A 25375-nucleotide genomic window follows, 5' to 3' on the forward strand; every position below is an offset into this window, starting at 1 on the left:
TTGTGTTTTATCGTGGTTAATGTTATTATTAATAACGGTAAATGACTTCGGAAAGGGGTGAGCAGAAATGCTCGCTCTTTTTATTGCAATTAATTGGAGGTGACAATTTGAGTACAAAGGATGTAATTAAAACCGTTAATGAGTTGGTTCAACCCATCTTGGATCAATATGATTTTTATCTTTTTGATACTGAATTTGTGAAGGAAGGCCATAGTTGGTACTTACGTGTTTATATTGATAAAACTGGCGGAATTACATTAGAAGATTGTGTTAACGTTAGTGATCAGTTGAGTGAAGCACTGGACAATTGTGATCCTGATCCGATTCCCCAAGCTTACTTTTTAGAAGTGTCCTCACCAGGGGCAGAACGGCCTTTAAAGAAGGAAGAAGATTATCACCGGGCAATTGGTGAATATATTCACCTTTCTTTGTATCAAGCTCTGGAAGGAAAAAAAGTTTATGAAGGTAATTTAAAGACCGTTACGGCAGATGAATTAACGATCGATTATCTTGATAAAACTCGGCATAAAACATTGACGATTCCACGAAAATTAGTTGCAAAAGCTCGCTTAGCTGTGAAAATTTAAAAAGGAGCCAAAATAAATTATGAGCACAAAAAAACAAAAAGCTGAATTGTTAGGAGCAATGGATGTCTTAGAAAAGGAAAAGGGCATCAAAAAAGACGTCATTGTCAATGCTTTAACGGATGCTTTAGCGAATGCTTACCAAAAGAATTACGATGATAATAATGCTAACGTTGAAGTAAAAATTGATGAGCAAACTGGTGATTTTAAAGTTTTTGCAACCAAAAAGGTTGTCGATGAGGTTACCAACCCAATTGAACAAATTAGCTTACGTGACGCAATGCATGTGAGTCATGGATATGAAATTGGCGATGACTTTAAAGAAGAAGTGACCCCCAATGATTTTGGTCGGATTGCTGCTCAAACTGCAAAAAGCGTGGTTCTTCAACAATTACGTGAAGAAGAACGCCGAATCGTGTACGAAAAGTACAATAAATTGAAGGATGACCTGGTTGATGGTGAAGTTGCTCGTGAAGATAGCCGGTTTATTTACATTAATTTAACTGGTGGGGTTGAAGCGGCGATGAATAAACATGACCAAATGCCAAATGAACATTATCGTACTCATGACCATGTTCAAGTTTACGTTACACGGGTATTAAAAGATACCAAAGGGCCACAAGTCTTTGTTAGCCGAACTGCTCCCGACTTACTTAAGCGCTTATTCGAAAAGGAAGTTCCTGAAATTAGTCAAGGAATTGTTGAAATTAAGGGAATTGTCCGTGAAGCTGGGGATCGGGCTAAAGTTGCGGTTTTCTCTCGAGATAGTAATGTTGATGCTGTTGGTACCTGTGTTGGTCCGCGGGGAGCTCGAGTGCAGACAATTGTGAACCAACTTGGCGGTGAAAATATCGATATTGTTAAGTTTGAAGAAGAACCAGAAGACTTTATTCGCAATGCACTTAATCCAGCCGAAGTTAAGGCTGTTATCTTTGATGAAAATAATGGTGAAATTGAAGAAAACCAACCAAAAGTTGATGGTGAGGAAAGTGAACCACGGGTTCACCGAGGTTGTACCGTTATAGTGCCAGATGACCAATTATCATTAGCCATTGGTAAACGGGGGCAAAATGTTCGACTGGCAGCTCAGTTAACTGGTTATAAGATTGATATCAAGCCACTTTCTGAAGTTGATACTGATGACCTTGATGAAGGCAGTTCCTTAGAGACTGACGAATAATAGGCAGCGGGGTGAAAAAATGAAAAAGAGAAAAATACCGATGCGGAAAGATATTGTGACTGGCGAAATGATGCCTAAACGACAGTTGATTCGTGTAGTTCGCAATAAAGAAAATGAAGTTTCACTAGACCCAACTGGTAAGAAGCCGGGTCGCGGTGCATATGTCGCAGTTGATGTGAAAATTGCTGAACAAGCCAAAAAAGAGCGAACCTTTGATAAGGCCTTTAATGTGACGCTTGATGATGAATTCTATGATGAATTAATCAAGTACGCTGATCATGCTCAAGCGCGACAAAAGTTATTTGGTAATGATTAAGCACCAAATTTTACAGTTATTAGGTCTAGTCCGCCGGGCAAACCAACTGACCACTGGAGAAGGATTAGTATTAAATCAAATTCGTCATCAGGTGGCGCAATTTGTTTTTATTGCTAGTGATGCAGGGGTTAGCACAAAGAAAAAGTTTACCGATAAATGCACTTTCTATAAGATTCCATCCTGTGATGTCTTTAGTCGACAGGAAATTAGTCAGGCAATCGGTCAAGCCCGTTCAGTTGTGGCAATCAATAACAGCGGATTCGCCAAAAAATTCCAACAATTAACCAAGCAAATAAACGAAGGAGAGTGAGCATATGGCCAAAGAACGAATTTATGAATTAGCTAAAGAGCTCAAAATGCCAAGTAAGCAGTTAGTAAAGATTGCTAACGATCAAGGAATGAGCATTAAGAGTCACATGTCCTCCGTTACGCCCGATCAAGCTGCCAAATTGCGGCAAGCTGCTAAGGGTAGTAACAACCAACAAGCTAAAAAGCCAAATGGTAATGCGGTAAAACAACATCATGATGTTACCCCGAACCATGCTTCACAAAAGAAGGCTAGTCAACCTAAGCAAAAGTCGGGATACCGGCCAAAGGCAGCCAAAAATGATCATCATGGTGATTCAAACAAGAAGCATGCGCAAGGTCAACAGTCAACTGCTAATACTAGTCAACATTCTGCTAAGAAAAATAATCAACCACAGCGGAATAATCGTCATGACAATAATCAACGTGGCGGAAACAACCAGAACCGTGCCCATTGGTTTGGCAATGGTAAAAAGAATAAGAAGCGTAATAAGAAGAACCTTAATAATCAACGGATGAAGAATGTTGCGCCAAAGCAACCAACTCAACGGAAAGATCGGCCATTGCCTGATGTCTTAGAATACACTGAAGGAATGAACGCTCAAGACTTAGCAAAGATTCTGCACCGTTCTGCAGCCGAAATTGTTAAGAAGTTATTCATGCTTGGGGTAATGGTTAACCAAAACCAATCTCTTGATAAGGATACAATTGAAATCTTGGCGGCTGATTACGGAATTGAAGCCAAGGAGAAGGTTCAAGAAGATATTGCTGACTTGGATAAGTTCTTTGATGATGAACAAAAGAATCAAGAACACATGGTTCCACGGCCACCAGTTGTTACAGTAATGGGCCACGTTGACCACGGTAAGACCACGTTGCTGGATAAAATCCGTCACTCGCACGTTACTGCACATGAAGCAGGAGGAATTACCCAGGCGATTGGGGCTTATCAAGTTCGTTACAATGATCAATTAATTACTTTCTTGGACACTCCAGGTCACGCGGCCTTCTCCGAAATGCGGGCCCGTGGTGCTAACATTACTGATATTACTGTCCTTGTGGTTGCGGCTGATGATGGTGTAATGCCTCAAACGATCGAAGCAATTAATCACGCGAAGGCAGCTAAGACGCCAATTATTGTAGCGGTTAATAAAATCGATAAGCCAGGTGCCAATCCAGATCACGTTACGGAACAATTAACTGAGTATGGCCTGGTTCCAGAAGACTGGGGTGGTGACACCATATTCGTTAAGATTTCTGCGAAGTTCGATAAGAATATCGATGAACTGCTGGATATGATTCTTTTGCAAGCAGAAATGATGGAACTAAAGGCTAATCCTGAGCAACGTGCTGCAGGTTCTGTAGTCGAAGCTCGGTTAGATCAAGGCCGTGGTCCAGTCGCTACTTTATTGGTTCAACAAGGAACGATGCATGTTGGGGACCCAATCGTTGTCGGAAACACCTTCGGTCGGGTTCGGACCATGAATAATGAAAATGGTCGTAAGATTAAGAAAGCAACACCATCCACACCAGTTGAAATCACTGGGTTAAATGATGTTCCACAAGCCGGTGACCGGTTCGTCGTCTTTGAAGACGAAAAGACTGCTCGGGCAGCTGGTGAAGAACGAGCTAAGCGGGCTCAAGAAGAAGAACGAGCACGGACTTCACACGTTACTCTGGATAATCTCTTTGATACCATGAAGAAGGGTCAAATGAAGACCTTGCCAATTATTATCAAAGCTGACGTTCAAGGATCAGTTGAGGCCTTGGCACAGAGTTTGCAAAAGATTGATGTTGATGGAGTTCGCGTAGATATTATTCACAAGGCTGTTGGTGCCATTAGTGAATCAGATGTCACGTTGGCTGAAGCTTCAAACGCGGTTATTATTGGTTTTAACGTTCGTCCAACGCCACTAGCTAAATCTATGGCTGATTCAAATAACATTGATATTCGGCTACACCAAGTTATCTACAAGGCGATTGAAGAAGTTGAAGATGCCATGAAAGGTATGCTTGAACCAGAATACAAGGAAGAAACCATTGGTGAAGTTGAAGTTAAGCAGATCTACAAGGCGTCCAAAGTCGGGACGATTGCAGGTGGAATGGTCACGACTGGGAAAATTACCCGTGATTCCAAAGTACGCTTGATTCGTGACGGTGTTGTTATTTATGATGGTGAGTTAGGTAGTCTGAAGCGGTTTAAGGACGATGCAAAGGAAGTTAAGGCTGGTTTTGAATGTGGTTTGACGATTCAAAACTACAATGACATTAAAGAAAACGATGTCATTGAGGCTTACCAAATGAAGGAAATTCCTGTTAAGTAAGGAGGCGCACAATGCCGAATAAACGTTATCGACCAGAACGGTTAGCTCAAGAAATTCAACGAGAAGTTGATGATATTCTCCTGAAACGAGTTCGTGACCCTCGAGTACAAGACATTACCGTAACCGGAGTGGATGTTACTGGTGACTTGCAACAAGCAACCATTTACTATAGTCTGTTATCAGACAAAGCCTCTGATGGCGAAAAAGCGCAAGCGGGGTTGGATAAGGCAACTGGTTTAATCCGCAAGGAACTGGGGGCACGGCTTAATATTTTTAAAACTCCAGCAATTAAATTTGAACGGGACCCATCGATTGCTTATGGGAACCGAATTGATGAATTGTTAAGGAAATTACATCGAGAAGATCAACTATAATTTAAATAGGGCTCCAGAGTTCGGCTCGCCGGGCTTTGGAGTTTTTTTATAATTTGCAGAAGGGAGAAATAGCGATGAATGGCGTACTGCCGCTTTATAAAGAACGTGGAATGACCAGCTTTGATTGCATTCGGCGTCTTCGCCAACTTTTGCATACTAAAAAGATCGGTCATTCTGGTACTCTGGATCCAAATGTGAGTGGGGTTTTACCGATTTGTATTGGAACGGCGACGAAATTGGTGCCGTATTTGATGGCTTCAGGGAAAGTTTATGCTGGAGAAGTGTTGATTGGTCAAGCTACCATAACTGAAGATTTAGATGGTGAAGTCGTTGACCGCCAAGCCGTGTTGAAGCCAATCGATGATCAGCAGATTAAGGAAGCGATGCAGCATTTAACTGGTAAAATTACGCAGATTCCACCAATGTATTCTGCAGTGAAAGTTAATGGCAAGCGACTCTACGAATATGCCCGAGCTGGTGAAACGGTCGAACGTCCACAACGGATCATCACCATTAAAGAATTTAAGCTATTGGCGTCCAATTATGATTCAGAGCAGCAACAACAACGAATCCGCTTTGAGGTGCACTGTTCAAAGGGGACATATGTACGGACTTTAGCTGTCGATCTGGCAAAACAGTTGGGATACCCAGGGACGATGTCTTCGTTAACCCGATTAAAAAGTGGCGGCTTTGAATTAGATCAAACGTTGAGTTTAGCGGACGTGGAAGATGAAGTGAATAACAATACAATTGAAAATTACATTTATCCGCCACGTTTTGTCCTCCAGACTTATCCACAGATTACATTAACTGCGCAACAGTGGCGACTTGTACAAAATGGAGGTTGGTTGAAGGCGCAAGACTTACACCATTCTGAAAAGGAAATTGTATTACTGTACGACGGGCAAGCAAAAGCAGTTTATCAAAAAGTGGGCGTCAATTATAAACCGGCAACCATGATTTCTGTAAAGTAGGTGACGACATGAAAGAGATTCGGTTGAAGTATCCAGTAGATGAAGTGAAGACGGTGCCGGGGCCGGTAGTTTTAGCAATGGGGTTCTTCGATGGTGTTCATCGTGGTCATCAACAAGTTCTTGCGACGGCAAGGCGAATCGCTGAACAACAGAATCAACCATTAGCAGTCTTAACTTATGATAAATTACCGGCAATCGTCTTTAAACAGCTGGAGCAGCCAGTTCGATACCTTACGTCATTAGATAGAAAATTGCATTTATTGGCAGAGTTTGGGGTTGACGTTGCTTATGTCATGGATTTCACATCAATGGTTGGTGAATTAGCTCCCCAAACGTTTGTTGATGAAGTGATTATGAAGTTACAACCAAGTACGGTCGTTGCTGGTTTCGATCATACTTACGGTCCCAAAGAGATTGCTAATATGGCTAAGTTACCGGAGTATGCTCAAGGACGCTTTGCTATTAAGACGGTTAGCAAATTAACTAATGATAACGATGAAACTAAGATCAGCTCGACGGTAATTCGTCAATTAATTGACCAGGGAGCGGTAGCCAATGCTAATCAATTACTTGGGTATCGATATACGACTTCTGGAATCATTGTTCATGGATTTGCCCGGGGACGGACAATTGGCTTTCCAACTGCCAATGTTCAATGGCCGGAAAATGAACGAATTCCCGCAGTTGGCGTCTATGCTGTGCGTTTAAAAGTGCAGAACCAATGGTTTAACGGGATGGCTAGTGTTGGCTACAATGTTACCTTTGGTAAACAAACGAATAAGACAATTGAAGTCAACATTTTTGATTTCCACCGTCATATTTATGGTGAGCATGTCCAAGTACAATGGGTACAACGCTTACGAGACGAGGTTAAGTTTGCTGATGTTGATGATCTAGTTGAACAACTGAAAAAAGATCAGGTGGCAAGTTGCCGAATTTTAAATCAGCAACCATTAAAATAAATTGTAAGATCTGAACTGAATGATTGATTTTTACACGGTTTTTGCTACTATTAAAACTGGTCTAAAAAACGGAATTTAATACAAACGAGAAAAAGAGATTAAGGAGTGGATTTCCTGTGTGTGGTTTTGCAGGTGCATTATCTGATAAAAAGCTCGCTTCCGCGGCACGAATGAACGATGCTGTTCATACAATGAATAATATGATTATTCACCGGGGACCGGATGATGCTGGTTATTTTCAGGACGATAATATTACAATTGGCTTTCGGCGGTTGAGTATCATTGATCTAACTGCGGCTGGTCACCAACCGATGCCATATGATAATGAACGGTACATGTTAACGTTCAATGGTGAAATTTATAACTATATTGAATTACGTAATCAACTAAAAACGGATGGTTACACTTTCAATAGTGATTCCGATTCTGAGGTGATCCTCGCTGGATATGATAAGTGGGGTGTCGATGCGCCAAAGCATTTCCGCGGAATGTTTGCATTTGTAATCTGGGATAGTCAAGAAAAAACGATGTTTGCGGCACGGGATCAATTTGGTATTAAGCCATTCTACTATGCAGAAGTTGGTGACCAATTGTTCTATGGTTCAGAAGAAAAAGCCTTGTATCCAGTTTTACGTGAACAAGAATTTAATCATGACGCTTTGCAGGATTACATGACGTTCCAATACGTTCCAGAACCTGAAACGTTATCCAAAAATATTAAAGCGTTACTACCTGGGATGTCACTGATCAAAAAGGTCGGTGAACCATTGAAGTTGCAACGATACTATGACACAACTTTTCACCCAGTTGAAAAAACGGAAGAAGAGTATGCTAAGGAAGTTCGGGATGTTCTTTTTGATTCCGTAAAGATTCACATGCGCTCAGATGTACCAGTTGGTGCTTTCTTATCTGGCGGTATCGATTCCACCATTGTGGTTTCGATTGCAAAGCAGTTTAATGATAATTTAAAGACCTTCTCAGTTGGTTTCCAACGTGAAGGATATAGTGAATTAGACGTTGCACAAGAGACTGCGGATGTCCTTGGGGTAGAAAACTATAGCCATGTGATTACACCGCAAGAATTTATGAAGGCTTTTCCATACTTTGTATGGGCAATGGACGATCCACTGGCTGACCCGGCAGCGGTTCCACAGTTTTTCCTAACTAAGACTGCTCGGGAACAAGTTAAAGTGGCATTGACTGGTGAAGGAGCAGACGAATTATTTGGCGGTTATACTATTTACCACGAACCAATTTCGCTACGACCATTTAAGTACACTAAGCCACTGAATGGGGCACTGCACGCAATTAGTAAACTAATGCCAGAAGGAATGAAAGGTAAATCCTTCTTGATGCGGGGAACCGTTCCATTAGAAAAGCGGTATGTTGGAAACGCCTTTATTTTCAATGAAGCAGAAAAGAAACGCTTCTTTAAGGATTATAATGATGAGCATTCGTATGCTAAGACAATGGCGCCGTGGTATGCAGAAGCTCAACAGTATGATCCAATTACCAAGATGCAATTCATTGATATTCATGCCTGGTTAAATGGTGATTTGCTCCGGAATGCCGATCGAACTTCCTTGGCGCATAGTCTTGAATTACGGACGCCATTTTTAGATAAGGAAGTCTTTGCGGTGGCTTCACAAATTCCAAGTCATTTACGAATCAAAGATGGAACCACTAAGCAGATCTTGCGTAAAGCAGTTGAAGATGTTATTCCTGGTCACGTGCTTCATCGGAAGAAATTGGGCTTCCCAGTACCAATTCGGTTCTGGTTAAAGGATGAGATGTATGATTGGGCACGTCAAACAATTATTGATTCGCCAACGGACAAGTTCTTTAATAAGCAATATTTCCTGCAATTATTGGAAGATCACCGAAAAGGAGTTCGTGATAATTCACGGAAGATTTGGACGATTTTGACGTTTATGACTTGGTATCAACAATATATTGTCAATGCAGATTCTAGTTTTAAGTCTCCATTCTAATTTGAATGGATTAAATTGAGGACGGAAAATGGGAAAAATTATTGTGCAAAAGTTTGGTGGAACCTCAGTGCAAAACCATTCTGCGCGAGATTTAGCACTGGACCATGTTCAGGCTGCCGTTGATCAAGGATATCAAGTTGTGATGGTTGTTTCGGCAATGGGTCGTAAGGGTGACCCATATGCGACTGATTCGCTATTGAATTTAGTTAGTGAAAATCATCAAACCCAACTAACTGCTCAAGAGTTGGACCAGCTAATGGCAACTGGTGAATTGATCTCGATGTCGGTCATGGTTAATCAGGCCCGTCAAAGAAAAATGAAAGTTGCTGGCTTAACCGGAGCGCAAGCAGGGGTCATAACTAATTATGATTACCAAAGTGCGCTAGTTGATCATGTTGACCCAAAGGCCATTCTTACAGCTTTTCAAACGGTGGATGTTGTAATTGTGGCTGGTTTTCAAGGAGTCACGACTGATGGGCATGTTACCACGTTAGGTCGTGGTGGTTCAGACACATCAGCAACGGCTATTGGGGCGGCCTTGAATGCGTGCTTTGTTGATATTTTTACGGATGTCAACGGGGTAATGAACAGAGATCCAAAGCAAGATCCTAGTGCACAGGTAATTCCCTTTTTAACGTACACTGAAATGGTTAGAATGGCGGAAAATGGGGCAAAGGTTGTTCATCCACGAGCAGTCAAAATTGCGATGAACGCGGAGATTCCATTCCGCGTTCGGTCGACCTACCGAGTTACTGAACAGGGTTGTACAATTATTGGCAGCTCTAGATTAATTAAATAACCCATTGAGGAAGGAAGAGCAGCTGTGTTAGCAAGTGATTTAATTCAAGCACTTAAATATAAACGATTATCTCAAAGTGAATTTACCGACTTTAAGGTTACCACGGTAACCCAAGATACACGTCAAGTTGTTCCTGGAGCCGTGTTTATTGCCATTGTTGGAGCCAATGTTGACGGTCATCAATTTATTCCGCAGGCAATTGCCAAAGGTGCCCAAATGATCATTGCTCAAGAGCCGGTTGAGACAACTGTTCCGGTGGTTTACGTTAAGGATACGCATCGGGCAATGGCCTTTTTAGCAGATAAATTTTATGGATCACCCAGTCAATCAATGAAGATGATTGGGGTAACCGGGACTAACGGTAAGACGACGGTGACACATTTAATTGAAGAAGTCTTTCATGACTTAGGTGAAGGGACCGGATTAATTGGGACCCTGTATCGCAAAGTCAACGATCAAGTCTATCCAACGACCAATACGACTCCTGACGTTCTTACAAACCAGAAAACTTTGGCGGAAATGCGTGATGCTAATGTTAAAACTGTTTCAATGGAGGTTTCGTCAATTGCCTTAGTTCAAGGGCGTGTCTGGGGAATTAATTACGATATCTGTGTGTTCACTAACTTTACAGAAGATCATTTGGCATACCATAAGACGATGAGTCAATACAAGTTAGCTAAAAGCTTGCTTTTTGCTCAAATGGGCAACACGTTTTCTGGTAAAACTGCAGTGATGAATATTGATGATCCGGTGGGTCGGGAATTTATTGATTACACAACTAGCAATATTTTAACGTATGGAATCAAGCACCAAGCGGATATCTATGCTGATCATATTAAGATCACAATTCATGGGACCGAATTTGATTTACATGTTTTTGATGAAGTAAAACATGTTAAGACTCACTTAATTGGTGAATTTAATGTTTATAATAGTTTGGCAGCTGTAGGAGCCGCTTATGCAGCTGGCGCAAGTGTTGCTGAAATTGTTGATTCATTAAGTCGTGTAAAGGGAGTCAAGGGGCGATTCCAATTAGTGCCATCGAATACTGGGGTGAGTGTAATTGTCGATTATGCCCATACTCCTGATGGACTATTGAATGTCTTAGAAACACTCAATGATTTTGCGGAACAGGATACGTATTGTATTGTTGGATGTGGTGGTGACCGAGATGCACAGAAGCGCCCACAGATGGCCAAAATTGCGGTTGATAATAGTACCCATGCCATCCTGACTGAGGATAATCCACGAACCGAAGATCCACACAAGATTATGGATGATATGTTAGCTGGAATTGATTCTGACCAAGCAACGGTTATTTTTAACCGTCGTGAAGCTATTCAGTATGCGGTAAACCGTGCTAAACCGGGTGATGCTATTATCATTGCGGGTAAAGGACATGAGGATTACCAAATTATTGGTAAAACTAAACATCATTTTGATGATTATGAAGAAGCCGAAAAAGCTTTAAAAAATCGGCATTCACATTAATATTATTGATGGCAAAAGGGTCGTGAGCATTTGCTCACGACCCTTTTTTGAAGAGTTATTGTTCAACAATCGATCGATAGATCCGAGTTGTTAACCCATATATAATTAAATAAAAGCTTAGTAGAATAACGGAAATTATGATACCAATAACCATCATCAAGGAAGAATTATAGAAATTTAATTGGATCATAATTTGGTGAATAGCCGGAATCGCAAAAGCAAAATTGATTAGGGCACCAATGACAGGCAATAAAAAAACCATTAACACTTGACTATGAATACTTTTCACAGTTTCGTGTTCGGTTAGCCCCACTTGTTGCATTGTTCTGAAGCGGTCATGATCAGCATAGCCTTCAGAAATTTGTTTGAAATAGATTACAACGGTGGTGGTGATTGCTAAAGCAAGACTAATTAGGATTCCAATAAATACTAAGCCGCCATAGAGACTCGTAATTAACGATTTGATGGTCTGTTGTCCAGTGAAATTACTATTTTGCAAGTGGAGTTGGTTTTGTAATGCTGCTTCAAATTTTAGGTGATCCATTTTTGATTGAGCGATTTTATAATTAAAACTAGCTACCGTGGTTTCTGGTAATTTTGTGGGAAGCTTATTAACCACAATAAATGTTGGTAAATAAATTGAACGGTCTGGATTGAAGTATGATGGGAAAAGCCTTAATTGTTTAGCTTGATATGATTGCCCATACAGCTTAATTTTTCCTTGATGCTTTGTTGTTGAAGCATAGGTCAAAGCTTGGCGATTATTGAGCTGAATGTGATGCCCTGTGATTTTGTTATAAGTTTTGGTATTAATGAAAATTACAGAACTTGTGGTTTGTGAAGTCATGCGATCAATGTTCCCTTGACTGTAAAAGTGACGATTTTTCCAATAGCCATATTGCGGGGTTGTCATTTGAAATGATAATGGTTTTTTAATTTCTGCGTGGTGATGTTGAGCAGTTTTCTTGATGATTGATTGTTGTTGGTGATTGAGTGGTTGGGTGGTAGTCATCACAATATCTCGAGGAGCATAGGATTTGACCGTACTACTAATGCCAGCGTAGAGCGTTACTGAGGTAAAAAGAATTACTAGTATTGATGAACATAGGAGACAAATGGTTGCTAGACTAGCACCATTTTGCTGCATACGTTGTAACATCCCTGAAATTGCAATAAAGTGACGTGGCTGATAGTAAAAATGCCGTCGATTTTGTAAGTAACGGAGGAGGATAATACTACCAGCAATAAAGACGAGATAGGAACCAATTACTAAAAATAGTACAGCGAGCATGAAAGTTGAAATTGCAGAAATCTTGGGTTTGATTGTGACGGTTAAATAATAAGCATAACCCAAGCATAAAAAAACCATCAAACCACCGATTTTAAACATTCGCCCTGGGTGCTTATTTGGATCAGTAGTTTCTTGCCACAATTCTGTTGGTGTGAAGTGTTTAACTTTGATTAAGTCAATTAGTACTAAAATGGCGAAATCACCACAAAAAATAAGCATTGTTTGCCAAATGGCGCTTGGTACCACCCAGGGCTGAGTAAGATGGTCAATTTGCAGTAGGTAACTCAACCCCAGAAAGGCTAGTTTTTCAAAAATAATACCGATGATGAGTCCAATTAATAAACTAGCTGCTAATAAGGAGCCTTTTTCAATTATGATTAATCGTTGCAGATTACTCTTTGTCATACCGAGCATACTGTAGAGTCCCATTTCTTGATGCCGTTGTTGCCATAAGAAGCGGTTAACGTAGATTAAAAATGCAATTGTGACAAAAAGAATAAATTCAGTTCCTAGTTTTAGTAGTGCGGTGGTGGCCGCACCAGTATTTAGATGTTTTAAACTATTGTTAGCAGCAATAGCTAAAAAGATATAGTTAATGGATACGAGCATACTGGAGGCCGTTAGATATGGTGAGTAGATTTGCCGATTGCGCCTCATGCTAGAATTAATTAATTTTACGAACAACATGTTTATTCACCACCATTTGTCATAACCATCATAGTATTGCTAATTTTTTGCTGATAGGCAGAATAAGAATCATTACCACGGTAGAGTTCGTGGTAGATCCGCCCGTCTTTAATAAAAATCGTTCGTTTAGCATGACTTGCTGCGGCGGCACTATGCGTGACCATAAGAATGGTTTGACCTTTTTTATTGATATGATCAAATAATGCTAGAATTTCTTGACTAGTATTAGAATCAAGCGCGCCGGTAGGCTCATCAGCTAAAATCAAATTAGGATGAGTAATTAATGCTCTTGCAATGGCAATTCGTTGTTGCTGACCACCTGAGATATCATTTGGATAACGATCGATAATTTTCTCAATATGTAATGATTGAATTAACGGGACAATCCGTTCTTGCATTAGTTTTAATGGCTGAGATGCTAATACTAAGGGGAGGTATATATTATCGCGATTAGATAAACTGTCTAATAAATTAAAATGTTGGAAGACAAAGGCAAGGTGTTCTCTGCGAAAACGTGCAGCTTCATCAGCCGTGAAGTGACTTAAGTTTTGCTTATTTAAAATTACTTCACCACCGGAGGCCTTTTCTAAAGTCGCAATGATATTAAGTAAGGTACTTTTTCCGGCTCCAGATTCTCCCATAATTGCGATATACTCACCTAGTTGAACGTCAAAGCTAATATCTTTGAGTGCCTGAACCGGATGGGTAGAATTTGGTTGATAAGTTCGTTGAACATGATGGAGTTGTAAGAGTGTCATAACGGTTGTCCTTTCATTCATTTGATTACCTTAATTATAGAAAGAAAGTTTTATAATTCATACTTACAGTCTATTAATTAACCTTACAGTTTTGTAAGAAAAGGGCATCTCAATTAAAGCAATTTTACTTTAATTGAGATGCCCATTTTTTAATCTAGACATTAATGTAATTAGGAGAAAAGATAAGTTGTGCAGTGGTTCCCTGATCCGGCTCGGAGGTAATCTGAACGGAAAAATTTAATTTTTGGGTAACTGCTTTTACTAGATAGAGTCCCATGCCAGTCGAGTGACTGGTTTGATGCCCATTTTCTCCGGTAAAACCATTTTCATAGATCCGGGGTAAATCATGTTTGGTAATGCCTGATCCAAAATCTTTAATCAGAATGGCATTTCTTTGCCACACGATTTCAATTTTTTGACCAGGAGTGGAGTATTTGATGGCGTTCGAAAAGAGTTGCCTGAGACAGAAACGTAACCATTTCCGGTCAGTTAACACTTGGACGTTCTCCAGGTTACGAGTTTCTGGAGTTAATTGGTGACTGATAAAGATACTAGCGTCCTGTTTCAAGATCTCATTGACCAACTTAAATAAATTAATCCATTCAAATTTAAAATCGTTGTTTCCCATTGATAGCCGATCTTCATTTAAGATTAAATCTAAGTAATAGTTTGTTTCATGGACTGCTGATAAAACAAAGGCACGATCTAGTTGATTGTGATCTGCCGCTTGCGATTGTAAGGCTGCAAGTGAATTTTTCATTTCATGGGCGTAGAGTTCAAGATGGTCTAATTGTTCTTGCTCATCGTGACGTAATTGATGAATTTGAAGTTGGGTTGTTTTGCTTAGTGTTTGGTAGTTAACCGTTAGTTGATATTCAACTGGTGTCTTCGGCGAAAACGGCTGGCTCTGTTGGAGAAGATGTACTCGGTGTCGAGTATATTTAAAACTATTGATTAGATAAATGATTAAGAATGGGCAAGAAAATCGTACCAAGTCAATAGCTAAGCTAAATTTGAGGTGGTATAGCAAACTTAATAGAAAGGCTAAGCTGATTACAATGAGATAAACAATTACGGTTGGCATAATTTGCCTAATGAAGTAATTATTCTTCATTGGTCTTCACCAAACGATAGCCGAGGCCGCGGTCAGTTCGTAATGTATCAGCCAAATCAATGGTTGTTAACTTGGCCCGAAGGCGGCTGATATTGACACTTAACGTGTTTTGATTTAAGAATTTACCACCTTGCCAGAGCCACTCCAGCAATTGCTCTTTACTAACAGTCTGTCCTAGATGGTTAATGAGAACTGTCATCATTGCTCCTTCGGTCGGTGATAATTTAATCTGTCCTGCCGGATTACTTAACACATTAGTGAGTGGATTAAATTGGTTATCTTCCCAAGTTAAGTTACTATTGAGGACATTTTTATCTTTGAATCGGCGTAATTGCGCTTGAATTTTTGCTAATAAGACTGCCATTGAAAAAGGCTTCATAATATAGTCATCAGCACCTGTTGTAATCGAACGCATAATATTTTGGTCGATATCCCCAGCCGAAATGACAATGATTGGAGCGTTGGTTTGTTTACGGACCTCGTGAATCCAGTAATAACCATCAAAAGTTGGTAAAGTCAGATCAAAAAGAATTAGATTCGGTTTAGTGTTATGAATTTCATTGGCGACGTTTTGCCAATTATGAACAGTTTGCACTTGGTATTGCCATCTTTGCAATGCGTTTTGGATTTGTTGAATTAGTGGCTGATGATCTTCAACGATAAAAATAGTTGTCATGGTATTCTCCCTGTACGAATTTACAAATTAATGGCGGCTAGCACGGTAACTGCTCGAACCTTTAATTTTATGAACACGGCGTTTAAAGTGCGGGTGTTGACTGACCACCAACTGAAAGTTTTTCATTTTACCATTAAAGGGTTGGTTACTAAGTCGAATTCTTGTCCAGGTTTCCATCGCGTGAATCATTTGCTCTAAGCTGTGGAGTTGCTCACGGTTGCCTTCCTGAACTGCAGCATCATGAATATCGGAGCGCAACCGGTGAATTAAATCATTATGGTAGTTTAGCAAAACATCAGTTAATGGGGCGTGACGATACTCATTAAATAATTTTTGAATTAATACCATTGCTTCATGGGTATTTTTGGGTTGAATATAGTTATGACGTTCTGACATTACTTCTCCTAGAAAATGTTTGACTATTCTTGACTTTTAGAAAGATGGTTGGTATATTATAAAGTGTGTTTAGCACTTAGCCATGAAGAGTGCTAAAAGGAAGTGATCAAAATGCTAACACAGCGTCAAGAAGCAATCTTAAAAGCAATTGTTCGACAGTACACGAACACCGGTCAGCCCGTTGGCTCCAAGGTGCTCGTTGACCAATTGCCAATGAAAGTCAGTTCAGCAACGATTCGTAATGAAATGGCTTATTTGGAGCATGAAGGAATGGTTACGAAAGAACATTCTTCTTCGGGCCGGATTCCTTCAAAAAAGGGTTATCGGTACTATGTCGACCATTTACTTGATCCAGATAGTGTTTCTGATAACGATTTAGTTGTTATTCAGAATTCACTAGGTACGAACTTTGCTAAGCTTGACGAGATCATTTCGCACTCTGCTGATATTTTATCACAGTTGACTTCATTAACCGCATTTACAATTAAGCCGGAACAAAAGGATGCCCGTTTGAGTGGGTTCCGTTTGGTGCCGTTGGGTAACCAAAAAGTAATGGGAATCTTGGTGACCGATACTGGTGATGTTGAAAACCAAACTTTCCGTATTCCACGTGATATGGATACCGATGCACTAGAAGCGGTTGTCCGGATGATTAATGATCAACTGACCGGCAAGACTTTAGTTGAAGTTGTTCGACGACTGCAGACGGACTTGCCGATTCAGGTTCATCACTATTTAGAGAGTCCGGAAGGCTTTTTGGATATCTTCGACAACATTATTTCCCAAGCGGAACGTGAACGCTTCTTTGTTGGTGGTCAACTTAATTTAATGGGAATTGCTGGTAAGCAAAGTCCTAGTGAAATGAAGGCGTTGTATGAACTGTTAGACACAAATGACCGGATTTCGCGAATTATTGATTCGGATAGTGAGGGATCTGGGATTACTATCAAAATTGGTAATGAGATTGCGAATAGTGATGTTTTAAATAACTACTCGTTAATTACTGCTAAGTATAATGTTGATCAATATGGTGAAGGAATGATTGCTGTATTGGGGCCAACCGCCATGCCATATTCACGGACGATTGGGATTGTAGATGCCTTTCGCAAGGAACTAGCCAAGCGGTTGCTTAACTATTATCATCATTATTATGGCTCTTAGGAGGGATTAAATGGCCAAGCAAGAAAAGGCAAACGAGCGTAGTTCAGCGAAAGAAAAGAAAACTACTGAACAAACTCAAAAAGCTTCATCAGTAAAAAAGGAGCAAGCTCCTTCAGCGACTGATGAATTAAAGAAACAGGTTACAGATCTTAAAAAACAGCTTGAAGAAAAGGATAATCAATTTTTACGAGCTGAAGCGGAAATCCAGAATATGACTAAACGTTTTGAAAAAGAACGTAGTCAAATGGCAAAGTACGATGGGCAAGATTTAGCAACCAGTATTTTACCAGTGCTCGACAATTTAAAACGTGCATTAGCCATTGATGTTTCTGATGAAAATGGTCAGCAACTGAAGAAAGGTATCCAAATGGTCCATGATCATTTGGAAAAAGCGTTGGCTGATCATAACATTAAGGAAGTTGATGCGTTAGGTAAGCAGTTTGATCCGAACACTCAGCAGGCGGTCCAAACGGTCGCAGCAAGTGGTGATCAAAAAGCCGACACCGTTGTTCAAGTTCTCCAGGCTGGTTATGTTCTGAAGGACCGGGTTTTACGCCCAGCAATGGTTGTTGTAGCTCAATAATGGAAATTAATTAATAAAAAGAGGGATAATTATGGCAAGTAACAAGATTATTGGTATCGACTTAGGGACTACCAACTCCGCGGTTGCCGTTATGGAAGGTAATCAACCAAAGATTATTACTAACCCTGAAGGCGGTCGGACTACTCCTTCAGTTGTTTCATTTAAGAATGGTGAAACCCAAGTTGGTGAAGTAGCTAAGCGGCAAGCAATTACAAATCCTAATACTGTGAAGTCAATTAAGAGTCACATGGGTGAAAAAGACTACACGGTTGATATTGAAGGTAAAAAGTATACTCCACAAGAAATTTCAGCAATGATTCTTCAATATTTGAAGAAATACGCTGAAGACTACATTGGTGATACAGTTGATAAGGCTGTCATTACTGTTCCAGCTTACTTCAATGACGCCCAACGGCAAGCGACGAAGGATGCTGGTAAGATTGCCGGATTAGATGTTAAGCGGATTATTAACGAACCAACTGCTTCATCACTAGCTTATGGTCTTGATAAAGAAGACAAAGATGAAAAGATTCTAGTTTATGATCTTGGTGGTGGGACATTTGACGTTTCCATTCTTGAATTAGGTGATGGGGTCTTCCAAGTTCTCTCCACAAATGGTGATACGCACCTTGGTGGTGACGACTTTGACCAAAAGATCATGGATTGGTTAATCGATGGTTTCAAACAAGAACATGGAATTGACCTTTCACAAGACAAGATGGCATTACAACGGTTGAAGGATGCTGCTGAAAAGGCTAAGAAGGATCTTTCTGGTGTTCAAGAAGCCCAAATTAGTTTACCATTCATCACTTCTGGTGAAAATGGTCCACTGCACTTGGAAAAGACTCTGACCCGAGCACAATTCAATCAATTAACTAATGACTTAGTTGAAAAGACTAAGCAACCAGTTATGAATGCTTTGAAGGATGCAGGATTATCATTTAGTGATATTGATCAAGTTATCTTAAATGGTGGTTCTACCCGGATTCCTGCGGTCCAAGAAATGGTTAAGGAATTAACTGGTAAGGAACCAAACCACTCAATTAACCCTGATGAAGCCGTTGCTTTAGGTGCTGCTATCCAAGGTGGGGTTTTAACTGGTGACGTTAAGGACGTTGTTCTTTTGGATGTTACCCCACTCTCCTTAGGGATTGAAACCATGGGTGGCGTCTTCACGAAGTTGATTGATCGGAACACGACGATTCCAACTTCCAAGAGTCAAGTCTTCTCAACTGCAGCAGATAACCAACCAGCTGTTGATATTCACGTGCTCCAAGGTGAACGTCCAATGGCTGCCGATAACAAGACGCTTGGTAACTTCCAACTTACGGACATTCCGCCTGCACCACGTGGGGTTCCTCAAATCAAGGTTACCTTTGATATTGATAAGAACGGGATTGTAAATGTTTCTGCTGAAGATCAAGGAACCCACAAGAAGCAAAACATTACGATCAAGTCCAGTTCAGGCCTTTCGGACGAAGAAATCGAACGGATGAAGAAGGATGCCGAAGAACATGCTGATGCCGATAAGAAGAAGAAGGAAGAAGCAGATGTGCGGAATGAAACTGACCAATTGCTCTTCCAAACTGATAAGACGTTGAAGGAACTTAAGGGTAAGGTTTCTGAAGACGAAATCAAGAAGGCTGAAGATGCCAAGGCTGCTTTGCAAAAGGCAAAGGACGATAATAACATTGAAGAAATGAAGTCCAAGAAGGATGATTTGAATAAGATCGTTCAAGACTTAACCGTTAAGCTTTACCAACAAGCACAACAACAAAATGGTGGTGCGCAAGGTAACCCAACTGGCGGTGCTTCAAATAATGACGATAAGAAAGGCAACGATGGCAACACCGTTGATGGCGACTTCCAAGAAGTTGATCCTGACGACAAGAAGTAATTGTCGGCCATGAAAAAGCCAAAGGCCGGGTGACCGGACTTTGGCTTTTACTTATGGTATACTAACCACAATTATTAAAGAATGAGGGAAGATTGATGGCTGAAGAAAGTTATTACGATATTTTAGGGGTAAAAAAAGATGCCTCAGAACAAGAGATCAATCGTGCATACCGTAAATTAGCTGCAAAGTACCACCCGGATGTTAACCATGCACCGGGAGCTGAAGAAAAGTTCAAGAAGATCAATGAAGCTCATGAAGTATTAACGGATCCGCAAAAGCGGGCACAATATGACCAATTTGGATCTGCTGGTCCCAATGCCGCTGGTGGTCAAGGTTTTGGTGGCTTTGGTGGTCAAGGCTTCGGCGGTGCGCAAGGCTTTAGCGACTTTAGTGATATCTTTGGTGACATTTTCGGTGGTGGTCGTTCACGGCGTGACCCAACTGCGCCTCAGCAAGGACGTGATCTCCAATATACCATGACTCTTGAATTTATGGATGCAATTAATGGTAAAGAAACCGAAATTAAGTATCATCGGGAAGCAGAATGTGATGTTTGTCATGGTTCCGGAGCTAAGCCTGGTAAGTCCCCAGTTACATGTCATGAGTGTCAGGGTCGGGGCTACATTCTTCGGCAACGGCAAACTATGATGGGAATGATGCAGTCCCAAGAAACTTGTCCGGTTTGTCACGGTACAGGTAAGGAAATCAAGCCTGAAGATCAATGTACCAAGTGTCATGGAACTGGCCACGTTGCTGAACGACATGCACTGAAAGTTAAGGTTCCTGCAGGAGTTGATGATGGTCAACAAATGCGCTTGCAAGGTCAAGGTGAAGCGGGAACTAATGGTGGACCATATGGTGACTTATACATTGTTTTCCGGGTCACGCCAAGTCGAGAATTCAAACGTGACGGTTCGAACATTTTTGTTGACCGCGATATTTCGTTCTCACAAGCAGCCTTGGGTGACAAGATCAAAGTGAAGACGGTTCATGGCAATGTTGACCTGAAGATTCCAGCTGGAACGCAATCAGAAACTAACTTTAGATTACGTGGTCAGGGGGTTCCACACCTGAATGGTAAAGGCAATGGTGATGAACACGTCCGGATTCACGTTAAGACGCCGAAGAATTTGAATAAGCGTCAACGAGAAGCAATGATGGCATTTGCTGCTGCTTCTGGCGAAGATGTGAAGGGTGTGAAAAACGGTTTCTTTGATAAACTCAAAGATGCCTTTGATGAAAAATAGTGAATTCAGATTAAGAAGGCCCGAGTGGTGAAAAGCTCGGGCTTTCTTTGTGTTCAACGGGATTTTTGTTATAATTATCAATAGTATGCATGTAGAAAGCGAGTAGTGACAAAATGAACTTAGATGAAATGAAGGAACGGCAAAAGCGAATTCGGAATTTCTCCATTGTTGCCCACATTGATCATGGGAAATCAACGTTAGCTGACCGTATTTTGGAAATGACGGATTCAATCTCTAAGCGGGAAATGAAGAACCAAATCCTGGACGACATGCCGCTAGAACGCGAACGTGGGATTACAATTAAGCTGAACGCGGTGGCGTTAACCTACCATGCTAAGGATGGTCAGGACTATATTTTCCATTTAATTGATACTCCTGGTCACGTGGACTTTTCATACGAAGTTTCGCGTTCACTTGCGGCTTGTGAAGGTGCGGTTCTGGTTGTTGATGCCACCCAAGGGGTTGAAGCACAGACGCTGGCGAATGTTTATTTGGCACTTGATAATGACCTAGCGATTTTACCAGTAATTAATAAGATCGATCTACCATCAGCGGACGCCGAAGGTACTAAACAACAAATTGAGGACGAGATCGGTTTAGATACAGAGGATGCTGTGGATATTAGTGCTAAGACTGGGCTTGGCGTTGACGAAGTACTTGAGAAGATTGTTAAAGATGTTCCTGCACCGACTGGTGATCTGACGGCTCCCCTGAAGGCCTTAATCTTTGATTCTAAGTATGATGATTATCGTGGGGTTGTTCTCAGCGTTCGCGTGTTTGAGGGAACGGTAAAGAAGGGTGACCGCATTCGCTTGATGAATAGCGGTACTGAATACGAAGTGGCTGAAGTTGGAATTAACTCACCTAAGCCACTGGAACGAGATGTTTTAATGGCCGGCGATGTTGGCTACATTACTGCAGCCATCAAAGATATTAAAGATACGCGAGTTGGTGATACGGTAACGAGTGCTACTCACCCAACTGAGAAACCATTATCTGGTTATCGTCAAATGACACCAATGGTTTATGCTGGTTTATACCCAACTGATAATGCTAAGTTTAACGATTTGCGGGATGCACTTGAAAAATTACAATTGAACGATGCCGCCTTAACTTTTGAACCAGAATCATCACAAGCGTTAGGCTTTGGATTCCGATGTGGTTTCCTTGGCTTGTTGCACATGGACGTTATTCAAGAACGATTGGAGCGGGAATTTGATCTTGACCTGATTACCACGGCGCCGTCGGTAACTTACCATGTGGATATGCATGATGGTTCGATGAAGGAAGTCGAAAATCCAGCGGATATGCCAGATGTAACGGAAATCAAGGATATTAAAGAACCATTTGTAAAGGCATCCATTATGGTGCCAAATGATTATGTTGGTGCGGTGATGGAATTGTGTCAACGCAAGCGGGGACAATTTGATACGATGGAATACTTGAGCGATACGCGGGTGAACGTGATCTACCATATTCCGTTAGCAGAAATTATCTTTGATTTCTTTGATAAACTTAAATCTAGCACCCGGGGTTATGCTTCACTTGATTATGAGATTGATGATTATCGAGTTTCCGACTTGGTTAAGATCGATATTCTCTTGAACGGTGATAAAGTGGATGCGCTGAGTTTCATTACGCACCGTGACTTTGCAGCGGAACGTGGTCGGGAGATTGCATCTAAGCTGAAGAAGATTATTCCGCGGCAAAACTTTGAAATTCCAATTCAGGCTGCCATTGGGTCCAAGATTATTGCACGGACCAACATTAAAGCCTACCGGAAGGATGTTACCGCACGGATTCACACTGGTGATCCGGATCGGCGTGCCAAGCTATTGGATAAGCAAAAACGTGGTAAAAAGCGGATGAAGGCTGTTGGTAAAGTGGATATTCCACAAGAAGCCTTCATGGCCGTTTTGAAGACGGATGAAGAAGTTGACGATAAGTAAACGTTGATATACCCGCATTCTTTAATTTATAGAAATTTATATTAGACCAATTTTAATTGATTTTTCCCACAAATTTACCACGAAAATTAAAACAGAGTTAGAATCAAGCCAAAGTTTGATCTAACTCTGTTTATTTTTTTAGTTACATATTATTCTAATTATCTTTTCTTCTCTGAATACCAGTTAGGCCGAGAACACTAGCCAGACCAGCAAGTGCTAACCCAATGATTACCTGATTATCGTTCGTACCGGTTTGAGGTAATTGCGATTGATGATGATTTGATGGAGTTGTTGTTAACTTAGTAGCAACTTCATTATTTCTTTTTTGAATATCAGATTGAGTGGTATTTGAAATCGTTGGGTCAGAAGTAACTAGTGTTGTTTTCGGCATTTCAGGATTTGTTGAGTGGTCAGTTACCGCAGGAGTGGGATGTTGAACTTGGATTACTACTGTCGGGATACCATCAGCAGTTGCTTGAATGCTGGTTGGAATGGTTTGACCAGGAATAATGGTGTAACCATCGGGGATCACTGGATTAATTGCAACAAGTTCATCCGTTTTACCGAAGAGCGGTGTCGATCCAACTTCTTGACCATGATCAAGGTAGGAAATCTTACCAGTTTGTTTATTAGGCAAGTATGAAATGTCGATTGGACTGAAACTGCTATTAATGGTCACATTAGTTGCAGCTGCATTCTGAGTTGCAGTGTAGCCCGGAATTACTGGTGCATCATATTGATCAAAACTACCTGTGGACCAAACACCTTTGGAAGTCGGCTTGTTAGTAACTTCGTCAATGCTTAGTGGTCGGGAGAGGGTCAGAGATTGAGTAGCGTCAATGATTGTTCCGTTGGGGAAGTGAACTGTAATCGGACGCGTTATCGTAGTCGTCTCCGAACTTTGGGTTATCTTGTGGCGAATTTGAATCAAAAGCGGTTCAGAATTTAAAACCGTCTTATGAAGTTTAAGTCCAGAGGAATCATCTTTTTTATTAGACAGTTCATATGGAAAACTAAATGAATAATCAAAATTAGCTTGTGCTGGATCCACTAATTCCCAGCCAGCAGGAAGCTTAGGGTGCACGATAACCGTTGAATCCATTGTTCCCTTAAACGATTGTGGTGTGCCGTTACCGACTGGTTTTCCATCTTGATCAACAAAGTAGTAGTCTTTAGTCAATTCAATCGGTTTAACGTTGATGGTCAGATTTTCATCAACAAATTGATCGAGTGGATTGACTGAATTACCATCTTGGTAACCTTGTAAGCCAATAAAAATAACCTTTGATTTAGGCTCATTATCAAGTCCCCCGTTAAGAAAACTATTCATCGCTTGCGCATAATCAGTTAATTTTTGAGAATCGAATTGATAGTCTAAAAAATCATATTGACTAACGTTTACAAGTGTAACTAAGGTTCCTTTAATCGCAAATAATCCTGCATCAGAATAACTATGAGTAACATCGCTGGATGAAGTGCTGATGGTTGCCACATATCCCCACGGAATTTCCACTGGAAGCCCTGTTAGTCCGGGCGATCCAGCACTATAAAGAAGTTTATAACCGTCGATAATGTATGCAGGTGAGCTATAATAAATTTCGTTAGTAACAAGGTCAATCGATTTCGTAACTTCTATTTCAATTGGTAGTACTAATTGGTGACCACTACCAACCAGTGATTGTTGATTGTTAGAAAAGTCCCAATTATAAACGCTATTTTGGTAATGGTCAGGTAAACCATTAACGGTAATCGTCAAATTTTTGGTTGAAGTCAGCAGTGTGTCTTTAGTTTGGTGCTTCAGGAAAACTTCGAGGGGAGCGTTATTTGAAAAGTTTAACTGATCGGCAAAATGACCATTATATTCGCCGCTTAATTCCCAATTCGTCGGGATTGCCAGCTTGATCGACTCATCTGCGCCTGTGTCAGTCACCATCTTGATTTCACCAGAGTGACCGTTGACTTGTTGAGTTGCTACTGTATCAGTTTTCCCGGTATCTGGATTATTGTATTTAAATACAATTTGCTTACTAACGACCTTTTGGGTTGGAGTAGGTGAGTCATCAGGTGTCGGGTTAGAAAGAATCACTGAGCTGGCACTTGCGTCAGAAGATGATTCTGATTGAGGCTTTTGTGTAACCGGGCTCGTTACTCCATTATCAGAAGTGGCAGCATGAGCGGTTACTCCTAAATAAAAAGAAGTACTTAGTAGGACAGAAGCCACACCAATTGATAGTTTCCGTAAACCATAATGTGGTTGTTGCCGGAAAAGTTGTTTTGGTTTTTGCTTATTCTGGGTAGCCATTATGAAACCTCGC

The 25375-nt window shown here is 40.8% G+C and carries 22 protein-coding genes; 16 read left to right on the forward strand and 6 right to left on the reverse strand.

What is annotated here, in order from left to right:
- Window positions 1–107 precede the first annotated feature (107 nt).
- The 11 genes from rimP (at window position 108) to HMPREF0501_RS00600 (ending at window position 11301) form a co-directional block, all read left to right on the forward strand.
- The gene (gene rimP / locus HMPREF0501_RS00550) at window positions 108–587 is read left to right on the forward strand and encodes a ribosome maturation factor RimP (RefSeq protein WP_006915828.1); all 480 of its coding nucleotides are present in this window, start codon (window positions 108–110) and stop codon (window positions 585–587) included.
- Between the two features lie 19 nt (window positions 588–606).
- Window positions 607–1764 (forward strand): transcription termination factor NusA, encoded by a 1158-nt coding sequence (nusA, locus tag HMPREF0501_RS00555; protein ID WP_006915829.1) that lies wholly within the window; start codon window positions 607–609, stop codon window positions 1762–1764.
- A 19-nt stretch (window positions 1765–1783) separates the two neighbouring features.
- The gene (gene rnpM, locus HMPREF0501_RS00560; protein ID WP_006915830.1) at window positions 1784–2080 is read left to right on the forward strand and encodes an RNase P modulator RnpM; all 297 of its coding nucleotides are present in this window, start codon (window positions 1784–1786) and stop codon (window positions 2078–2080) included.
- Window positions 2073–2390 (forward strand): L7Ae/L30e/S12e/Gadd45 family ribosomal protein, encoded by a 318-nt coding sequence (locus HMPREF0501_RS00565; protein ID WP_006915831.1) that lies wholly within the window; start codon window positions 2073–2075, stop codon window positions 2388–2390. Before rnpM ends, HMPREF0501_RS00565 begins: the two co-directional genes overlap by 8 nt.
- Window positions 2391–2394: 4 nt before the next feature.
- Window positions 2395–4710 (forward strand): translation initiation factor IF-2, encoded by a 2316-nt coding sequence (gene infB, locus HMPREF0501_RS00570; protein WP_006915832.1) that lies wholly within the window; start codon window positions 2395–2397, stop codon window positions 4708–4710.
- Between the two features lie 11 nt (window positions 4711–4721).
- Window positions 4722–5084 carry a 30S ribosome-binding factor RbfA gene (gene rbfA / locus HMPREF0501_RS00575; protein WP_006915833.1) on the forward strand — a complete coding sequence of 121 codons (363 nt, stop codon included), beginning with the start codon at window positions 4722–4724 and terminating at the stop codon, window positions 5082–5084.
- Between the two features lie 74 nt (window positions 5085–5158).
- Window positions 5159–6058 carry a tRNA pseudouridine(55) synthase TruB gene (gene truB, locus HMPREF0501_RS00580; protein ID WP_006915834.1) on the forward strand — a complete coding sequence of 300 codons (900 nt, stop codon included), beginning with the start codon at window positions 5159–5161 and terminating at the stop codon, window positions 6056–6058.
- An 8-nt stretch (window positions 6059–6066) separates the two neighbouring features.
- Entirely contained in the window at window positions 6067–7020 is a 954-nt protein-coding gene (ribF, locus tag HMPREF0501_RS00585) for a riboflavin biosynthesis protein RibF (protein WP_006915835.1), read from the forward strand.
- A 116-nt stretch (window positions 7021–7136) separates the two neighbouring features.
- Window positions 7137–9011, forward strand: coding sequence for an asparagine synthase (glutamine-hydrolyzing) (gene asnB / locus HMPREF0501_RS00590; protein ID WP_006915836.1), 1875 nt, complete (start codon window positions 7137–7139; stop codon window positions 9009–9011).
- Window positions 9012–9039: 28 nt separating this feature from the next.
- A complete protein-coding gene (locus HMPREF0501_RS00595; protein WP_006915837.1) occupies window positions 9040–9810 on the forward strand; it encodes an aspartate kinase, monofunctional class in 771 nt (256 codons plus the stop codon).
- A 24-nt stretch (window positions 9811–9834) separates the two neighbouring features.
- Window positions 9835–11301 (forward strand): UDP-N-acetylmuramoyl-L-alanyl-D-glutamate--2,6-diaminopimelate ligase, encoded by a 1467-nt coding sequence (locus HMPREF0501_RS00600; protein WP_006915838.1) that lies wholly within the window; start codon window positions 9835–9837, stop codon window positions 11299–11301.
- 55 nt (window positions 11302–11356) lie between these two features.
- Here HMPREF0501_RS00600 and HMPREF0501_RS00605 read toward each other — a convergent pair whose 3' ends face one another.
- The 5 genes from HMPREF0501_RS00605 to HMPREF0501_RS00625 form a co-directional block, all read right to left on the reverse strand.
- Window positions 11357–13279 (reverse strand): FtsX-like permease family protein, encoded by a 1923-nt coding sequence (locus tag HMPREF0501_RS00605; RefSeq protein WP_006915839.1) that lies wholly within the window; start codon window positions 13277–13279, stop codon window positions 11357–11359.
- A 2-nt stretch (window positions 13280–13281) separates the two neighbouring features.
- Window positions 13282–14037: an ABC transporter ATP-binding protein gene (locus HMPREF0501_RS00610; protein ID WP_006915840.1), complete on the reverse strand. Its 756-nt coding sequence runs from the start codon at window positions 14035–14037 to the stop codon at window positions 13282–13284.
- 154 nt (window positions 14038–14191) lie between these two features.
- Window positions 14192–15151 (reverse strand): sensor histidine kinase, encoded by a 960-nt coding sequence (locus tag HMPREF0501_RS00615; RefSeq protein ID WP_006915842.1) that lies wholly within the window; start codon window positions 15149–15151, stop codon window positions 14192–14194.
- A complete protein-coding gene (locus tag HMPREF0501_RS00620; protein ID WP_006915844.1) occupies window positions 15141–15827 on the reverse strand; it encodes a response regulator transcription factor in 687 nt (228 codons plus the stop codon). The genes HMPREF0501_RS00615 and HMPREF0501_RS00620 overlap by 11 nt, the downstream gene beginning before the upstream one ends.
- A gap of 27 nt (window positions 15828–15854) precedes the next feature.
- On the reverse strand, window positions 15855–16223 hold the full coding sequence (locus HMPREF0501_RS00625; RefSeq protein ID WP_006915845.1) for a hypothetical protein: 369 nt from the start codon (window positions 16221–16223) through the stop codon (window positions 15855–15857).
- A 111-nt stretch (window positions 16224–16334) separates the two neighbouring features.
- On the opposite strand from HMPREF0501_RS00625, the gene hrcA reads away from it, so the two are divergent.
- The 5 genes from hrcA to lepA all read left to right on the forward strand — a co-directional run bounded on the left by hrcA (window position 16335) and on the right by lepA (window position 23060).
- Window positions 16335–17384 carry a heat-inducible transcriptional repressor HrcA gene (hrcA, locus tag HMPREF0501_RS00630; protein WP_006915846.1) on the forward strand — a complete coding sequence of 350 codons (1050 nt, stop codon included), beginning with the start codon at window positions 16335–16337 and terminating at the stop codon, window positions 17382–17384.
- A gap of 10 nt (window positions 17385–17394) precedes the next feature.
- A complete protein-coding gene (gene grpE / locus HMPREF0501_RS00635) occupies window positions 17395–17967 on the forward strand; it encodes a nucleotide exchange factor GrpE (RefSeq protein WP_006915847.1) in 573 nt (190 codons plus the stop codon).
- A gap of 31 nt (window positions 17968–17998) precedes the next feature.
- The gene (gene dnaK, locus HMPREF0501_RS00640; protein ID WP_006915848.1) at window positions 17999–19864 is read left to right on the forward strand and encodes a molecular chaperone DnaK; all 1866 of its coding nucleotides are present in this window, start codon (window positions 17999–18001) and stop codon (window positions 19862–19864) included.
- 95 nt (window positions 19865–19959) lie between these two features.
- Window positions 19960–21111, forward strand: coding sequence for a molecular chaperone DnaJ (gene dnaJ / locus HMPREF0501_RS00645; protein ID WP_006915849.1), 1152 nt, complete (start codon window positions 19960–19962; stop codon window positions 21109–21111).
- Between the two features lie 113 nt (window positions 21112–21224).
- A complete protein-coding gene (gene lepA, locus HMPREF0501_RS00650) occupies window positions 21225–23060 on the forward strand; it encodes a translation elongation factor 4 (RefSeq protein WP_006915850.1) in 1836 nt (611 codons plus the stop codon).
- A gap of 154 nt (window positions 23061–23214) precedes the next feature.
- Here the strand turns inward: lepA and HMPREF0501_RS00655 are convergent, their stop codons facing one another.
- On the reverse strand, window positions 23215–25362 hold the full coding sequence (locus HMPREF0501_RS00655) for a mucin-binding protein (RefSeq protein WP_006915851.1): 2148 nt from the start codon (window positions 25360–25362) through the stop codon (window positions 23215–23217).
- Window positions 25363–25375 lie beyond the last annotated feature (13 nt).

Source organism: Limosilactobacillus coleohominis 101-4-CHN, from assembly GCF_000161935.1.
Classification (GTDB): domain Bacteria; phylum Bacillota; class Bacilli; order Lactobacillales; family Lactobacillaceae; genus Limosilactobacillus; species Limosilactobacillus coleohominis_A.

Coding starts and splice junctions, on each gene's coding strand:
- HMPREF0501_RS00620 (WP_006915844.1), bottom strand. CDS start 15,827: ATGACAACTATTTTTATCGTTGAAGATCATCAGCCACTAATTCAACAA.
- HMPREF0501_RS00565 (WP_006915831.1), top strand. CDS start 2,073: ATGATTAAGCACCAAATTTTACAGTTATTAGGTCTAGTCCGCCGGGCA.
- HMPREF0501_RS00625 (WP_006915845.1), bottom strand. CDS start 16,223: ATGTCAGAACGTCATAACTATATTCAACCCAAAAATACCCATGAAGCA.
- HMPREF0501_RS00615 (WP_006915842.1), bottom strand. CDS start 15,151: ATGAAGAATAATTACTTCATTAGGCAAATTATGCCAACCGTAATTGTT.
- HMPREF0501_RS00605 (WP_006915839.1), bottom strand. CDS start 13,279: ATGTTGTTCGTAAAATTAATTAATTCTAGCATGAGGCGCAATCGGCAA.
- HMPREF0501_RS00655 (WP_006915851.1), bottom strand. CDS start 25,362: ATGGCTACCCAGAATAAGCAAAAACCAAAACAACTTTTCCGGCAACAA.
- nusA (WP_006915829.1), top strand. CDS start 607: ATGAGCACAAAAAAACAAAAAGCTGAATTGTTAGGAGCAATGGATGTC.
- hrcA (WP_006915846.1), top strand. CDS start 16,335: ATGCTAACACAGCGTCAAGAAGCAATCTTAAAAGCAATTGTTCGACAG.
- infB (WP_006915832.1), top strand. CDS start 2,395: ATGGCCAAAGAACGAATTTATGAATTAGCTAAAGAGCTCAAAATGCCA.
- ribF (WP_006915835.1), top strand. CDS start 6,067: ATGAAAGAGATTCGGTTGAAGTATCCAGTAGATGAAGTGAAGACGGTG.
- truB (WP_006915834.1), top strand. CDS start 5,159: ATGAATGGCGTACTGCCGCTTTATAAAGAACGTGGAATGACCAGCTTT.
- dnaJ (WP_006915849.1), top strand. CDS start 19,960: ATGGCTGAAGAAAGTTATTACGATATTTTAGGGGTAAAAAAAGATGCC.
- HMPREF0501_RS00610 (WP_006915840.1), bottom strand. CDS start 14,037: ATGACACTCTTACAACTCCATCATGTTCAACGAACTTATCAACCAAAT.
- lepA (WP_006915850.1), top strand. CDS start 21,225: ATGAACTTAGATGAAATGAAGGAACGGCAAAAGCGAATTCGGAATTTC.
- dnaK (WP_006915848.1), top strand. CDS start 17,999: ATGGCAAGTAACAAGATTATTGGTATCGACTTAGGGACTACCAACTCC.
- rnpM (WP_006915830.1), top strand. CDS start 1,784: ATGAAAAAGAGAAAAATACCGATGCGGAAAGATATTGTGACTGGCGAA.
- HMPREF0501_RS00595 (WP_006915837.1), top strand. CDS start 9,040: ATGGGAAAAATTATTGTGCAAAAGTTTGGTGGAACCTCAGTGCAAAAC.
- rbfA (WP_006915833.1), top strand. CDS start 4,722: ATGCCGAATAAACGTTATCGACCAGAACGGTTAGCTCAAGAAATTCAA.
- grpE (WP_006915847.1), top strand. CDS start 17,395: ATGGCCAAGCAAGAAAAGGCAAACGAGCGTAGTTCAGCGAAAGAAAAG.